1 rRNA gene (running past one end of the window) is annotated in these 1,336 nt (G+C 56.7%); it reads left to right on the forward strand.

Annotated elements, in window-relative coordinates:
* Window positions 1–54 precede the first annotated feature (54 nt).
* Window positions 55–1,336 (forward strand): 23S ribosomal RNA (locus ACFVYI_RS42165); it runs 1,939 nt beyond the window's last position.

Raw genomic sequence — 1,336 nt, forward strand, 5'->3', positions numbered from 1 at the left:
ATGGTGGGTGACTGGTCGTTGTTTGAGAACTGCACAGTGGACGCGAGCATCTGTGGCCAAGTTTTTAAGGGCGCACGGTGGATGCCTTGGCACCAGGAACCGATGAAGGACGTGGGAGGCCACGATAGTCCCCGGGGAGCCGTCAACCAGGCTTTGATCCGGGGGTTTCCGAATGGGGAAACCCGGCAGTCGTCATGGGCTGTCACCCATACCTGAACACATAGGGTATGTGGAGGGAACGCGGGGAAGTGAAACATCTCAGTACCCGCAGGAAGAGAAAACAACCGTGATTCCGGGAGTAGTGGCGAGCGAAACCGGATGAGGCTAAACCGCGATGGTGTGAGACCCGGCAGGGGTTGCCATCGCGGGGTCGTGGGATTCTTCTTGATCGGTCTGCCGGCCGGTCGACGAGTCAGAAACCGTATGGGTAGTCGAAGGACATGCGAAAGGTCCGGCGTAGAGGGTAAGACCCCCGTAGACGAAATCTGTACGGCTCGTTTGGAGAACACCCAAGTAGCACGGGGCCCGAGAAATCCCGTGTGAATCTGGCGGGACCACCCGCTAAGCCTAAATATTCCCTGGTGACCGATAGCGGATAGTACCGTGAGGGAATGGTGAAAAGTACCGCGGGAGCGGAGTGAAATAGTACCTGAAACCGTGTGCCTACAAGCCGTGGGAGCGTCGGACATGCAGCTTGCTGTGTGTCTCGTGACTGCGTGCCTTTTGAAGAATGAGCCTGCGAGTTTGCGGTGTGTAGCGAGGTTAACCCGTGTGGGGTAGCCGTAGCGAAAGCGAGTCCGAATAGGGCGTTTGAGTTGCACGCCCAAGACCCGAAGCGGAGTGATCTAGCCATGGGCAGGTTGAAGCGGAGGTAAGACTTCGTGGAGGACCGAACCCACCAGGGTTGAAAACCTGGGGGATGACCTGTGGTTAGGGGTGAAAGGCCAATCAAACTCCGTGATAGCTGGTTCTCCCCGAAATGCATTTAGGTGCAGCGTCACGTGTTTCTTGCCGGAGGTAGAGCACTGGATAGGCGATGGGCCTCACCGGGTTACTGACCTTAGCCAAACTCCGAATGCCGGTAAGTGAGAGCGTGGCAGTGAGACTGTGGGGGATAAGCTCCATGGTCGAGAGGGAAACAGCCCAGAACACCGACTAAGGTCCCTAAGCGTGTGCTAAGTGGGAAAGGATGTGGAGTCGCAGAGACAACCAGGAGGTTGGCTTAGAAGCAGCCACCCTTGAAAGAGTGCGTAATAGCTCACTGGTCAAGTGATTCCGCGCCGACAATGTAGCGGGGCTCAAGCACATCACCGAAGTCGTGTCATTGCAGCATTAC

It is taken from the genome of Kitasatospora sp. NPDC058218 (assembly GCF_042882445.1).
Taxonomy (GTDB): Bacteria; Actinomycetota; Actinomycetes; order Streptomycetales; family Streptomycetaceae; genus Kitasatospora.